This is a genomic window from Kosakonia sp. H02, from assembly GCA_030704225.1.
Taxonomy (GTDB): domain Bacteria; phylum Pseudomonadota; class Gammaproteobacteria; order Enterobacterales; family Enterobacteriaceae; genus Kosakonia.
This window is the reverse complement of sequence record CP131915.1, coordinates 3,465,866-3,479,058: the sequence shown is the minus strand read 5'-3', so window position 1 is coordinate 3,479,058 and position 13,193 is coordinate 3,465,866. Positions and strand designations below refer to the sequence as shown.

The window sequence follows — 13,193 nt, the reverse complement described above, 5'->3', positions numbered from 1 at the left end:
AAGCTAATAGCGTTCACAACGAAATTATCCATGTTTCATTTTAAGCGCCAATGATAGAGCATTCTGACAACCCGGATCATGGGGAAAGATCACATCAGGCTCTAATTCCTCTCTTTTTATACCTATTAAGTGGTCGATTTTCGCCGGACGGGCAAAGACCGTAATGCCGCGCATCAGTAGTGTGTCGCTGACGCGGTCTTGTTGATCGAAAGCAACCGCCAGCACCACGCGCGGTTTAAAACGCCCGCCGGAGCGCCCAACGCCGACGCGCCCGCGCTGGCACAGGGCATCGAAAGCTTTGTTGAACTGGCGGATTTGCCAGCCACCAAGGGCAAGTTGGCTGAGCCAGGCGATGACGGCGAGGGTTATCAGAGATGAAACCATGAATATCTCCTTAGCGTGATGCCGGATGGCGGCTGCCTTATTCGGCCTGCGGATTTTGCAGACCTGATAAGCGAAGCGCCATCAGGCGGTTATTGTGCTATCAAAACATCACCTGGCCGCCGGTGACATTAATGGACTGGCCGGTGCAGTAAGAGGCTTTGGGGCTGGCGTAAAACATCAGCACATTCAGCACGTCCTGGTAATCGCAGCCGCGTTTGAGCGGCACTTTATCGACGTAATGCTGCTCCACCTCGTCTGCCGGGATACCGAGTTTGCTGGCATACTGCGGGATAAGCGACTGAAACATGGGTGATTTCAACAGGTTGCCAAGCATCAGTGAGTGGACGGTAATGCCGTATTCCGCCAGATCCAACGCCAGGGATTGCGTCAGCCCCACGCCGCCAAATTTCGCCGCGCTGTAGCCGGAGTTGTGTTTACTGCCCACTTTGCCGGATTTGGAGTTGATCTGGATAATGCGCCCTTGAATACCGTCACGGATCATCAGTTTGGCGAACTCGCGTGCGCAGAGGAAATAGCCCACCAGGTTCACCTGCAACGAACGGTCAAAATCGCCGAGGGCGAAATCGCTGATAAACGCCGCTTTGGCGATGCCTGCGCTGTAGACCAGCAAATCGACGCGGCCAAAAATTTCATCCACTCCGCGAGCCAGCGCCAGAACGCTCTGTTCGCTGGTGGCGTCGGCACCAAAGCCATACGCCATGCCTTCACCAAACTCGCTGTTGATCTCCTGGGCGACAGTGGCCGCTTTATCACTCTGAATATCCACAACCGCCACGCGGTACCCTTCTGCGGCAAGCCCACGGCTGAGGAACGCCCCGAGGGTTTGTCCTCCACCAATGACAACGGCAACCTGTTTCATACTCTTCTCCTTACGACTTAAGCGACAAATTTCAAAATGCAGCCGGGGACGATACCGTCCGGCACCGGGCCGGCGACATGTACTGTTCCCGGATATTCCGCCTGCGTCTGTCCATCGAAACGCAGGGTGATATGGCCCAGCTCGCGCAAATTCTGCTCGGCGACGTCGCCAACTGCGGTGACCGGATAGTGCTTGTCACCCAGCTCAAACTGCGCGCCGGGTAATAGTGCGCCCGAGAGCGCACCGTGGTTATGGATAAAACAGAACTCGGCAACATCGGCAGGCGCACCTTCGCGAAAGGTAATCAGCATGTTGTCGCTGAGCGCGTCCGGGGCGCTTTCACCGATATGGGTGATGGTGGTTTGATAAATCACAGTCATACATCACCCCTTATTGATAAATAAAGCCGGAGACAAACCAGGCGATCAGCACCGTTGGCGCGCCGGTTAAAAAGCGACTCACCAGCACCGATGGCACCCCAACGCGGACCGTATCCTGGCGTGCTTCCGCCAGCGACAACCCTACCGGGATAAAGTCGCAGGCCGCCTGGGCGTTAATAGCAAACAGCGCGGGCAGGGCAAGGTGCGGTGGGATATGCCCCTGGCCTATCTGCACGCCAATCAGCACGCCGATGACCTGTGCGATCACCGCGCCTGGGCCGAGGAACGGCGAGAGCAGCGGGAAGGAGCAGATCAGCGCCAGCGTCACCAGACCCAGCGGGTGGCTGGCAAGCGGGGCGAGGCCGTGGGCAATCCAGTCGCCCAGACCAGAGGCCATAATGATGCCGATCAGCGCCGAGACGAAGGCCATAAACGGCAGGATGGTTTTTAACACCGTATCGATGGTGTCGCGTCCGGCCTGGAACAGTACGGCTACCGCTGAACCCATGCCCATGCCGACTTTCGCCAGCAGCCCGTCGCTCTGTTCGGTAATTTTTTTGCTGGTGTCGTAATCTCGCTGTTGCGGCTGTTTCGCTGCGGTGGATTCTCCTTTGTAATAGATGTTTTCTTCTTTTACGCCAGAGACATAGATATCGTCGAGGATGTACTGCGCCAGCGGCCCCGATTTACCCGTTGCGTGAATATTGACCGTGGGGATGCGGCGTTTAGGGTAAATACCGCAGCGCAGCGTGCCGCCACAGTCGATGACGGCGACGCCAATTTCTTCTTCTGGCGGTTCGCCCTCTTTAAAGCCGTCCACCGCTTGCCAGCCGGTAAGCTGTGCCAGCTTGTCGACGATAGCCGGGCGGGTTCCGGCGGTGATATAGACGATTTTCTTCTCTGTGCTGGCGTCAATTTCCAGCGGGCCGCCCCAGCCGCCGGTGCCTTTTTCAATAACGATACGGCTCATGATGTTGCTCCGGCGAGTTGAACATTCTGTTCAAGTTGAATACCCATTTTCTTCTCGAAGACAGCGGTGGTCAGGTCGGTTATCCAACCACGGAAGAAGTTGGTCACCAGACCCACCAGCAGGTAGCTCACCGCCAGCGGCCCCAGGGGTAAACCGAGCGTCGTCAGACCATTAGCAATGCCGAGGTAAACAAACAGCTCGCCAGGGTTAATGTGTGGGAACAGGCCATTCATCGAGTGGCAACTGTATGAGGCCGCAGCGTAATAACTGGGTTTGTACTTCTCTGGCATAAAGCGCCCCAGGCTCAGCGTCATCGGGTTACAAAATACAAACGTGCCGACGCAGGGCAGTAGCAGGTAACGGGCAATCGGGTTACCCGCGCAGCGTTGGGCAAAGTTTTCGATCCGGTGTTGGCCAATAAAGTTAATGAGCGCATTCATGATGACCAGCAGGCTTATCAGCAGCGGCAGAATACCGGTCACCATGCCGGTAAACACTTCGCCGCCTTTCTGAAACAGCCCGATGAACCATTCGGCACCATGTGTAATGGTTTCCATTGTTCTCTCCTGTAGGGTTTTTGTTATTTAACCGTGCACTATAATAATCATGATGAAAGGTCTAAATGTGTTATTTAGATCTCATTATGAAAGATAAAATGATCACTTTGAAAGTTTTGCGAGGGTATACGGTTTTAAATGAACGGCGGATGTAACAAAGAAAAGTGAAATGCGATCGTCTACGCAAGCGTTGCCGCGCTTCCTTGTCGGTAGCCAGATGCTTTACCATACTTGCTCCTGGCTGAATTCGTTTAAATGGATGTCCCATGTTGAAGCGTTGTTACGCAGCATTGCTGCCTGCGTTTGTTTTGCTCTGTGCCTGTAGCAGTAAACCCCCGCTTGCTGAAGCTCCTCAGACGGTAGCACCCGCGCCGTCCGGTGGATTTTTGCTTAAGCCGCAGCACGATGTTGTGATGACCGGCGGCGACTTCGCCAATAATCCGGCAGCGGAGCGGTTTATTGACGCGATGGTGAGCAAGCACGGTTTCGATCGTCAGCAGCTCCACGAGATCCTTTCGCAGGCTAAACGTCTTGATTACGTCCTGCGCCTGATGGACAGGCAAGCACCTACGACCGCAGGGCCGACCGGGCCAAACGGGGCGTGGCTGCGTTACCGCAAGCAATTTATTACCCCGGATAACGTGCAAAACGGCGTGGCGTTCTGGAACCAGTATCAGGATACCCTCGACCGCGCCTGGCAGGTGTACGGCGTGCCGCCGGAGATCATCGTCGGCATTATTGGCGTGGAGACCCGCTGGGGCCGCGTGATGGGCAAAACCCGCATTCTCGACGGGCTGGCGACGCTGGCCTTTGCCTATCCGCGTCGCGCGGACTATTTCGCCAGCGAGCTGGAAACTTTCCTGCTGATGGCGCGTGATGAGAGTGATGACCCGCTTGAACTGAAAGGTTCGTTCGCCGGTGCAATGGGTTACGGCCAGTTTATGCCGTCCTCTTATAAGCAGTATGCGGTGGATTTCAACGGTGACGGCCACATCAACCTGTGGGATCCGGTGGATGCCATCGGCAGCGTGGCGAACTACTTCAAACAGCATGGCTGGGTGAAGGGCGATTTGGTTGCGGTCCCGGCGAACGGCCAGGCGCCGGGGCTGGAAAATGGCTTTAAAACCAATTACAGCGTCGGGCAACTGGCCGCGGCGGGGCTGACACCGCAACAGCCGCTCGGCGATCATCAACAGGCCAGCCTGCTGCGCCTGGATGTCGGTACCGGTTATGAGTACTGGTACGGTTTGCCGAATTTCTACACCATCACCCGTTACAACCACAGCACCCACTACGCCATGGCGGTCTGGCAGCTCGGCCAGGCGGTTTCGCTGACGCGTATTCAATAATGCTTTCCCCTCCTGTGAGAGGGGATTGAAACATTTCGACGCACTCCCGCTACGTTTACCGGTTTACTTCATTATCACTACGGATTATTGTTATGTTATAACATATGAGGTGTGTGAATGATTCCCGTAACACTGTTTTCCCTTTCTGGCGCAACCCGGCTGCTGCTGGCGGCGGGGCTATTGCTGGTGCTTTGGCTTCTGACTGGTTGGGCGGTCGCGTTGCCATGATTGAACTCGATCATTTGGTGGCGGGTTATGACCGCCTGGCGATCACCCCTGCGCTATGCGGCACGCTGGAACGGGGCAGCATGACGGCGATTGTCGGCGCGAACGGCTGCGGTAAATCGACGTTGTTAAAAACGCTGGCGGGATTTTTACCCCCGGTGAGCGGCGTGCTGCGCTGGCAACCGGTGCGGCCAACTATCGGCTGGCTGGCGCAGCGCCATGCCCTGGAATCGCAATTTCCGGTCACGGTGCAGGAGGTGGTGAGTATGGGCTGCTGGCCCCAATTCTCCCTGTTTCGTGGCCTTAACCGTGATGCCCGTAAGCGCGTGGCGCAGGGGCTGGAGCGCGTCGGGCTGTCGTCCATGGCGCGTGAGACCATTGACACTCTCTCCGGCGGGCAGTTTCAGCGCATGTTGTTTGCCCGCGTCTGGGTGCAGAACGCGCCGCTGGTGATGCTCGACGAACCTTTTACCGGTATCGATGAAATCACTTCGCAGATCCTGATGGAACAAATTGTCGATATGCACCGCGCGGGGCAAACCCTGCTGGCGGTGCTTCACGACAGCGAACGCGTGGCGCGCTATTTCCCGCAAACCCTGCGCCTCGGTGAAAAAGTGGCGCAATGGGGTGCAACGCCACAACGGGAAAGGGAGGCGTGCCACGCATGATTTGGCATCTCTTTTTACAACCGTTTATCGAGTTTGGCTTTATGCGCCGCGCGCTGGTGGTGTGCCTCGCGCTCTCTATTAGCACTACGTCGTTAGGCGTTTTTCTGTTACTCCGGCGTATGAGCCTGATGGGAGACGCCCTTTCCCACGCCATTTTGCCAGGTGTGGCAGTAGGTTACCTGCTGAGCGGCATGTCGCTGCTGGCAATGAGCATTGGCGGGTTTATTGCCGGGATCGTGGTCGCGCTGGTGGCGGGCTGGGTGAGCCGTCGCACTCCGTTAAAAGAGGATGCCAGTTTCGCCGGGTTCTACCTCGGTTCACTGGCGCTTGGCGTGACGCTGGTGTCGTTGCGCGGCTCGAATGTCGATCTTTTACATCTGCTGTTTGGCTCAATTCTGGCGGTGGATCGTGATGCCGCGCTGTTTGTGGCTGGCGTCGCCAGCCTGACGCTGATGGTGCTGGCTTTTTGCTATCGCGGGTTAGTCAGCGAAGCCTTCGACAATGCTTTTTTGCAGGTGAATGCGCCGCGCTTGCCGGGCTTGCTGCACGGGTTGTTCCTGGCGCTGCTGGTGTTGAACCTGGTGGCCGGTTTCCAGGTGCTCGGCACCCTGATGGCGGTAGGTGTGATGATGTTGCCTGCCGTGGCGGCGCGTTGCTGGGCGCGCACGTTGCCGGGGTTATTGCTGCTGGCTGGCTGCATTGGCGCGCTTTGCGCCTGGCTGGGCTTAAGCCTGTCATGGGTGGCGGGTTTGCCTGCTGGCCCGGCGATTGTGCTGACGGCCAGCGTCTTCTTCTTTTTATCCATCTTATTCGGCACGCGTAGCGGGCTGGCGAACAGCCTGCGCGCACTTTTCACATAAAGGGGAAACAATGAAACGTACAGGGTTGATTCTGGCACTCGCGCTCGGCCTGATGGCGCAGGGTGCAATGGCAAAAACGTTAAACGTGGTGACCAGCTTTTCGATATTGGGGGATATCACCTCGCAGGTGGGCGGTGAGCATGTCAAGGTGACATCGCTGGTGGGGCCGGATGGCGATCCGCACACGTTTGAACCATCGGCAAAAGATAGCGCATTACTCAACAAAGCTGATGTGGTGGTGGTCAACGGCCTGGGACTGGAAGGCTGGCTCGACAGGCTGGTCAAAGCCTCTGGTTTTAAAGGCCAGTTGGTGGTGGCGTCAAACGGTGTGGAAACGCATACGCTGGAAGAAGATGGCGCGACGGTGACGGATCCGCATGCCTGGAATAGCGCCGCCAATGGCGCGTTGTATGCACAAAATATTCTCACTGCGCTGGTGAAAGCCGACCCGGCAGATGAAGCGGCGCTGAACGCGTCCGGTCAGCGTTACATTGCGCAATTAAAACAAATGGATAGCTGGGCAAAAGAGCGCTTCAGCGCCATCCCGCAGGCGAAACGTAAAGTGCTGACCAGCCATGACGCCTTTGGCTACTTTGCCCGCGCGTACGGCGTCGAATTTATGGCTCCGCAGGGGATCTCTTCCGAAAGCGAGGCCAGTGCGGCGCAGGTTGCGGAGCTTATCAAGCAGATCAAAGCCGATGGGGTGAAAGTGTGGTTTATGGAAAACCAACTGGATCCGCGCCTGGTGAAACAGATCGCCAGCGCCACCGGCGCACAGCCGGGCGGCGAGCTCTACCCGGAAGCGCTGAGCGCGAAGGGCGGAGTGGCGGATACTTACCAGAAAGCGTTTCGTCATAACGTGGATACTATCGCTAATAGCATGAAGTAACCTCTCTCTTGCCGGATGGTTGTCACCGCCATCCGGCATCACAGTAAATTTTTCTGAAGCCTCCTCGTAAATTTATTAACACATCCCCCTATTTGCCCGGAAAGTGCTATCTTTCACGCCACGGTTTTGGACGCACGGGAGCCATCATGACGGACAGCGAATTAATGCAGTTGAGTGAACGCATCGGGCTGGCGCTGAAGGCGCGAGGTGCGACATTGACGACGGCGGAGTCCTGCACGGGCGGTTGGGTTGCAAAAGTTATTACCGACATTGCAGGCAGTTCCGCCTGGTTTGAACGCGGGTTTGTTACCTACAGTAATGAAGCGAAAGCGCAAATGATTGGCGTGAAAACAGCGACGCTGGATGCCCATGGTGCGGTGAGTGAGCCGGTCGTCGTGGAAATGGCAATTGGCGCACTGAAAGCCGCGCGCGCTGATTATGCAATCTCAATTAGCGGGATTGCCGGGCCGGACGGTGGCAGCGAAAGCAAACCCGTTGGCACGGTCTGGTTTGGCTTTGCCAGCGCCAGCGGAGAAGGGATTACGCGACGTGAATGCTTCCAGGGTGACCGCGAAGCAGTGCGCAGACAGGCTACCGCCTATGCGCTTCAGACCCTTTGGCAACATTTTCTACAAAACACTTGATACTGTATGACTATACAGTATAATTGCGGCAACAGAACAGTTATTCACCACGGGGCGTAATGCGCTTCACTCTGCATGACAGGAGTAATAATGGCTATCGACGAAAACAAACAAAAGGCGCTTGCAGCTGCACTGGGTCAGATCGAAAAGCAATTCGGTAAAGGCTCTATCATGCGTCTGGGTGAAGACCGCTCCATGGATGTAGAAACCATTTCTACCGGCTCACTCTCTCTGGATATCGCGCTGGGCGCGGGCGGTCTGCCGATGGGCCGTATCGTCGAAATCTACGGACCGGAATCGTCCGGTAAAACCACGTTGACTTTGCAGGTTATCGCCGCCGCACAGCGCGAAGGCAAAACCTGTGCATTTATCGATGCGGAACACGCGCTGGATCCGGTTTATGCCCGTAAACTCGGCGTTGATATCGATAACCTGCTCTGCTCTCAGCCGGATACCGGTGAGCAGGCGCTGGAAATCTGTGATGCGCTGGCGCGCTCCGGTGCGGTTGACGTGCTGGTTGTCGACTCCGTTGCGGCACTGACGCCGAAAGCGGAAATCGAAGGCGAAATCGGTGATTCTCACATGGGCCTCGCGGCACGTATGATGAGCCAGGCGATGCGTAAGCTGGCCGGTAACCTGAAGCAGTCCAACACGCTGCTTATCTTCATCAACCAGATCCGTATGAAAATTGGCGTGATGTTCGGTAACCCGGAAACCACCACCGGTGGTAACGCGCTGAAATTCTACGCCTCGGTACGTCTGGATATCCGTCGTATTGGCGCGGTGAAAGAGGGCGATGTTGTGGTCGGCAGCGAAACCCGCGTGAAAGTGGTGAAAAACAAAATCGCTGCGCCGTTCAAACAGGCTGAATTCCAGATCCTCTACGGCGAAGGTATCAACTTCTACGGCGAGCTGGTTGACCTGGGCGTGAAAGAGAAGCTGATTGAAAAAGCGGGTGCCTGGTATAGCTACAACGGCGACAAAATCGGTCAGGGTAAAGCTAACGCGACGACCTGGCTGAAAGAAAACCCGGCGGCGGCGAAAGAGATTGAGAAAAAACTGCGCGAAATCCTGCTCAGCAACCAGAATTCCACAGCGGAATTCACGGTTGATGACAAGGGCGCGGACGTTGAAGAAACCAACGAAGATTTTTGATAATCTGAACCGCAATCAAGGGCTGCTGATGCAGCCCTTTTTGTTTTCTACGGTTACAGGATCTTGCTATGTCTGATGACTCTTCCCGCCGCTCAGCCGTTGCCCGCTTACGCGATCGGGCGATGCGCATTCTGGCGATGCGCGATCACAGTGAACAAGAGTTTCGGCGTAAGCTCACCGCGCCGGTAATAACGAAAAACGGACCGGAAGCAGTAGACGCCACGCCGGAAGAGATCGAGCAGGTCGTGGCGTGGTGCCTGGAGCATAACTTCCTCGACGATACACGATTTGTTCGCCAGTTTATCGCCAGCCGTGCGCGCAAAGGTTATGGTCCGGCGCGTATCCGCCAGGAATTGAATCAAAAAGGGATCACCCGCGAGATCAGTGAAAATGCCATGCGCGATTGTGAAATCGACTGGGTCGCCAATGCTCGCGAACAGGCGCTACGCAAATATGGCGAACCGCTTCCGACAGAGTTTGCGGCCAAAGTCAAAGTGCAACGCTTTTTACTCTATCGCGGCTTTATGCAGGACGATATTCAGGATATATGGCGAAATTTTGCCGACTGAGCGCATAGGGGTTTTACTTCGCACTAAAGAAAACTTATCTTATTCCCACTTTTTCCAGTAGCTGGTGCGTCTGTTATGTAATGGCGACGGCCAGTTACCACATTTCGTTAGCTTGATTTCAGGATAATTATGAGCAAGAGCACCGCTGAGATCCGTCAGGCGTTTCTCGATTTTTTCCATAGCAAGGGACACCAGGTAGTTGCCAGCAGCTCCCTGGTACCGAATAACGACCCGACTCTGCTGTTTACTAACGCCGGGATGAACCAGTTCAAGGATGTGTTTCTTGGGCTCGACAAACGTAATTATTCCCGCGCGACTACTGCACAACGCTGCGTTCGTGCTGGTGGTAAACACAACGACCTGGAAAACGTCGGTTACACCGCGCGTCATCACACCTTTTTTGAGATGCTGGGCAACTTCAGCTTCGGCGACTACTTCAAACATGATGCTATTCAGTTCGCATGGGAACTGCTGACCGGTGAAAACTGGTTCAACCTGCCGAAAGAGCGTCTGTGGGTGACGGTGTACGAAACGGACGATGAAGCCTACGAAATTTGGGAAAAAGAAGTGGGTATCCCGCGCGAACGTATTATTCGCATCGGTGATAACAAAGGCGCACCATATGCATCTGACAACTTCTGGCAGATGGGTGATACCGGCCCGTGCGGCCCGTGCACCGAGATTTTCTACGATCACGGCGACCATATCTGGGGCGGCCCTCCGGGTAGCGCGGAAGAAGACGGCGATCGCTATATCGAAATCTGGAATATCGTCTTTATGCAGTTTAACCGCCAGGCCGATGGCACTATGGAGCCGCTGCCGAAGCCGTCCGTGGATACCGGTATGGGTCTGGAACGTGTTGCGGCCGTGCTGCAACATGTGAACTCTAACTATGAAATCGACCTGTTCACCAAACTGATTCAGGCGGTAGCGAAGGTGACTGGTGCGACGGATTTGAGCAACAAATCCCTGCGCGTTATCGCCGACCATATTCGTTCTTGTGCGTTCCTGATCGCTGATGGTGTTATTCCATCGAACGAAAACCGTGGCTATGTGCTGCGTCGTATCATTCGCCGCGCAATTCGTCACGGCAATATGCTGGGCGCAAAAGACACCTTCTTCTATAAGCTGGTTGGGCCGTTGATTGAAGTGATGGGTTCCGCTGGTGAAGATCTGCAACGTCAACAAGCGCAGGTTGAACAGGTTCTGAAAACAGAAGAAGAGCAGTTTGCCCGTACGCTGGAGCGCGGCCTGGCACTGCTGGATGAAGAACTGGCAAAACTGAAAGGCGACACGCTGGATGGCGAAACGGCTTTCCGCCTGTATGACACCTACGGTTTCCCGGTGGATCTGACCGCTGACGTTTGCCGCGAGCGTAATCTGAAAGTTGACGAAGTGGGCTTCGAAGCCGCCATGGAAGAGCAGCGCCGTCGCGCGCGTGAATCCAGCGGGTTCGGCGCAGACTATAACGCGATGATCCGCGTTGACGGTGCGTCAGAATTCAAAGGTTATGACCATCTTGAACTGAACGGCAAAGTGACCGCACTGTTTGTCGATGGCAAACCGGTTGACGCCATTGCTGCGGGTCAGGATGCGGTGGTTGTTCTCGACGAAACGCCATTCTATGCAGAATCTGGCGGCCAGGTGGGTGATAAAGGTGAACTGAAAGGTAACGGTTTTACCTTCGCCGTGCAGGATACGCAGAAATATGGCCAGGCGATTGGTCATATCGGTAAATTGAGCGCCGGTTCCCTGAAAGTGGGCGAGGGTGTGAAAGCGGAAGTCGACGAAGCGCGTCGCGCCCGTATTCGCCTGAACCACTCTGCAACGCACCTGATGCATGCTGCGCTGCGTAGCGTGCTCGGTACGCATGTGGCGCAGAAAGGCTCGCTGGTGAATGACAAGGCGCTGCGCTTTGACTTCTCCCATTTTGAAGCCATGAAGCCATCGGAAATCCGTGCGGTAGAAGATCTGGTGAACGCGCAAATTCGCCGTAACTTGCCAATCGAAACCAACATCATGGATCTGGAAGCGGCGAAAGCGAATGGCGCAATGGCGCTGTTTGGCGAGAAATATGAAGATCGCGTGCGCGTGCTGCGCATGGGTGATTTCTCGACTGAGCTCTGCGGCGGCACACATGCTTCCCGCACCGGCGATATTGGTCTGTTCCGCATTGTGTCTGAATCCGGCACGGCGGCAGGCGTACGTCGTATCGAAGCTGTTACCGGCGAAGGAGCGATTGCCAGCCTGCATGCGCAGAACGATCAGTTGCAGGATATTGCACAACTGCTGAAGGGCGACAGCCAGAACCTTGGCGATAAAGTGCGTACCGTTATCGAACGTACCCGGCAGTTGGAAAAAGAGTTGCAGCAGCTTAAAGCACAGGCGGCAGCGCAAGAAAGCGCAAACCTGTCCGGTAAAGCGATTGATATCAGCGGCGTGAAACTGCTGGTGAGCGAGCTGGAAGGCGTCGAGCCGAAGATGCTGCGTACTATGGTGGATGATCTGAAGAACCAACTGGGTGCTTCGGTTATCGTTCTTGCCACCGTAGTCGAAGGTAAAGTTTCTCTTATCGCGGGCGTCTCTAAGGATGTGACTGACCGTGTGAAAGCAGGGGAACTGGTAGGAATGGTCGCCCAGCAGGTTGGGGGCAAAGGTGGTGGACGCCCGGATATGGCACAAGCCGGTGGTACCGATGCAGCCGCACTTCCTGCTGCTCTCGCCAGTGTTAAAGATTGGGTAAGCGCTAAACTGTCATAATTACAAAGCGAATGCACAAGCCATAACCTTGCGGTTATGGCTTTGTTGCCACTACGCTATTGGTAACGAGAAAGTCAGGTTGAAGTTGTGTATATCGGCTAAACTTACGTCTAGCAGAATGTAATGCCGTGACTGCTTACACTTTACGAGTTTGTCATCGCTTACTTTTTAGCGTTGTATGACGGATAATGCCGGGATACAGAGAGACCCGACTCTTTTAATCTTTCAAGGAGCAAAGAATGCTGATTCTGACTCGTCGAGTTGGTGAAACCCTCATGATTGGGGATGAGGTCACTGTGACTGTATTAGGGGTAAAGGGTAACCAGGTACGCATTGGCGTAAACGCTCCTAAAGAAGTATCAGTTCACCGTGAAGAGATCTACCAGCGTATCCAGGCTGAGAAATCCCAGCAGTCCAATTACTAATGCCATTATGCGTCTCGCGGCTGTCCGGCGAGACGCAACCACTCTCCCAGATCCTCCTTCGCGTACGTTGACTTTTTATTTCAAATTCACTGCATTTCTTTCTCTGTGAGCCCTTTTTTGCTGCCATTTACGCAATGCTTTTCATCAGCGAAACGGCGGAAATTCTGCTGATAAAACATCCTTTTTGGCCTTTTTGCAGGCTAATTGTCTGCGAAGTGTGCAAACGATTCAGGGGTGGGAAAAATTGTTTGACTTATAAGTCTCAGAAAGTAATATGTGCGCCACGCAGCGACGATGAGCTCTCAATAAGTTCTTCGAAGCACTCGTAAGAGGCGTGTGGTGAGGTGGCCGAGAGGCTGAAGGCGCTCCCCTGCTAAGGGAGTATGCGGTCAAAAGCTGCATCCGGGGTTCGAATCCCCGCCTCACCGCCATTTTGCATCCGTAGCTCAGCTGGATAGAGTACTCGGCTACGAACTGC

The 13,193-nt window shown here is 55.1% G+C and carries 14 protein-coding genes and 1 tRNA gene; 10 read left to right on the top strand and 5 right to left on the bottom strand.

Going from position 1 to position 13,193, the window contains the following annotated elements:
• Positions 1–24: 24 nt before the first annotated feature.
• From gutM to srlA, 5 genes are all read right to left on the bottom strand, one after another.
• A complete protein-coding gene (gene gutM / locus Q5705_16320) occupies positions 25–384 on the bottom strand; it encodes a transcriptional regulator GutM (GenBank protein WLI76137.1) in 360 nt (119 codons plus the stop codon).
• 100 nt (positions 385–484) lie between these two features.
• Positions 485–1,264: a sorbitol-6-phosphate dehydrogenase gene (gene srlD, locus Q5705_16315; protein ID WLI76136.1), complete on the bottom strand. Its 780-nt coding sequence runs from the start codon at positions 1,262–1,264 to the stop codon at positions 485–487.
• Positions 1,265–1,281: 17 nt separating this feature from the next.
• Positions 1,282–1,644, bottom strand: coding sequence for a PTS glucitol/sorbitol transporter subunit IIA (gene srlB / locus Q5705_16310; GenBank protein ID WLI76135.1), 363 nt, complete (start codon positions 1,642–1,644; stop codon positions 1,282–1,284).
• A 10-nt stretch (positions 1,645–1,654) separates the two neighbouring features.
• Positions 1,655–2,614, bottom strand: coding sequence for a PTS glucitol/sorbitol transporter subunit IIB (locus Q5705_16305; GenBank protein ID WLI76134.1), 960 nt, complete (start codon positions 2,612–2,614; stop codon positions 1,655–1,657).
• Complete coding sequence (gene srlA / locus Q5705_16300; protein WLI76133.1) at positions 2,611–3,171, bottom strand: PTS glucitol/sorbitol transporter subunit IIC; 561 nt, start codon at positions 3,169–3,171, stop codon at positions 2,611–2,613. The genes Q5705_16305 and srlA overlap by 4 nt, the downstream gene beginning before the upstream one ends.
• Positions 3,172–3,437: 266 nt before the next feature.
• Here srlA and mltB point away from each other — a divergent pair, with 266 nt between their 5' ends.
• From mltB to Q5705_16250, 10 genes are all read left to right on the top strand, one after another.
• Positions 3,438–4,520 (top strand): lytic murein transglycosylase B, encoded by a 1,083-nt coding sequence (gene mltB / locus Q5705_16295; GenBank protein WLI76132.1) that lies wholly within the window; start codon positions 3,438–3,440, stop codon positions 4,518–4,520.
• A 224-nt stretch (positions 4,521–4,744) separates the two neighbouring features.
• Positions 4,745–5,413, top strand: coding sequence for an ATP-binding cassette domain-containing protein (locus Q5705_16290; protein WLI76131.1), 669 nt, complete (start codon positions 4,745–4,747; stop codon positions 5,411–5,413).
• Positions 5,410–6,273, top strand: a complete 864-nt coding sequence (locus Q5705_16285) for a metal ABC transporter permease (GenBank protein WLI79047.1) — start codon at positions 5,410–5,412, stop codon at positions 6,271–6,273. The genes Q5705_16290 and Q5705_16285 overlap by 4 nt, the downstream gene beginning before the upstream one ends.
• A gap of 10 nt (positions 6,274–6,283) precedes the next feature.
• The gene (locus Q5705_16280) at positions 6,284–7,162 is read left to right on the top strand and encodes a metal ABC transporter substrate-binding protein (GenBank protein WLI76130.1); all 879 of its coding nucleotides are present in this window, start codon (positions 6,284–6,286) and stop codon (positions 7,160–7,162) included.
• A 146-nt stretch (positions 7,163–7,308) separates the two neighbouring features.
• Positions 7,309–7,806, top strand: a complete 498-nt coding sequence (gene pncC / locus Q5705_16275; GenBank protein WLI76129.1) for a nicotinamide-nucleotide amidase — start codon at positions 7,309–7,311, stop codon at positions 7,804–7,806.
• A gap of 90 nt (positions 7,807–7,896) precedes the next feature.
• The gene (gene recA / locus Q5705_16270) at positions 7,897–8,961 is read left to right on the top strand and encodes a recombinase RecA (GenBank protein ID WLI76128.1); all 1,065 of its coding nucleotides are present in this window, start codon (positions 7,897–7,899) and stop codon (positions 8,959–8,961) included.
• Positions 8,962–9,029: 68 nt separating this feature from the next.
• Entirely contained in the window at positions 9,030–9,530 is a 501-nt protein-coding gene (gene recX, locus Q5705_16265; protein WLI76127.1) for a recombination regulator RecX, read from the top strand.
• Between the two features lie 129 nt (positions 9,531–9,659).
• The gene (gene alaS, locus Q5705_16260; protein WLI76126.1) at positions 9,660–12,290 is read left to right on the top strand and encodes an alanine--tRNA ligase; all 2,631 of its coding nucleotides are present in this window, start codon (positions 9,660–9,662) and stop codon (positions 12,288–12,290) included.
• Between the two features lie 239 nt (positions 12,291–12,529).
• Positions 12,530–12,715 carry a carbon storage regulator CsrA gene (gene csrA, locus Q5705_16255; protein WLI76125.1) on the top strand — a complete coding sequence of 62 codons (186 nt, stop codon included), beginning with the start codon at positions 12,530–12,532 and terminating at the stop codon, positions 12,713–12,715.
• Positions 12,716–13,053: 338 nt separating this feature from the next.
• Positions 13,054–13,146 (top strand) — tRNA-Ser (locus Q5705_16250).
• Positions 13,147–13,193: the final 47 nt, after the last annotated feature.